Raw genomic sequence first — 626 nt, 5'->3', positions numbered from 1 at the left:
GAAAGATCGTCGGAAACCCATTTCAAAGGAGTATCTTATGATAGAAATACTAGAAGAACCAATTGGGAATACGTACAAGCAATTAATATCATTGGCATTTAACATATGTGATGAGTTCATTTTAGTCAAAAGGGATCAAATTGATTTAAGTAAAAGTAGTGAAACATTGATTGAAGAATTAAAACCATATATTAAAGAGATCAAAAAACAGGATGAATGGCCAGGTACACGATTATTTGGACATTTCGCAGATGTTTATTATTTTGATTGTCAGCAAGAATTAATGGAGTTACTAATAAGTAAAGCAGACCGATTATATCAATGGATGCAACCTGAATTATTAGAAGATTTATGCTTTTTCAAGAGTAAAGAAGAATGGTTAATAACCATAGCACATGAAAACCTAGGAGTTATTAAGACAACAGATCGAATGGAAATTTTAAGGATCAGAGAAATTGAAGGAATCATGATTTATTAATAATGCAAGGCAAGAAGAAGTGAGAATAGTATTTCAAAGAAGAGCCTGACAGCATATAACATTACATTTCTGCTTCGTCGCTTACGCTCCTTGGTCGCCAAGAGGTATGCCATAGAAGTGGAATCAGGCGACACATTCAACCGGCTAA

The 626-nt window shown here is 33.7% G+C and carries 1 protein-coding gene; it reads left to right on the top strand.

Annotated features, from left to right (window positions below):
• Positions 1-478: hypothetical protein (locus tag AC1D69_RS25050; RefSeq protein ID WP_495458819.1), on the top strand; the 478-nt coding region annotated here is incomplete at its 5' end.
• Positions 479-626: the final 148 nt, after the last annotated feature.

The sequence above is a fragment of the Paenibacillus sp. Y301 genome (genome assembly GCF_059445505.1).
This window is presented reverse-complemented; position numbering and strand designations above follow the sequence as displayed.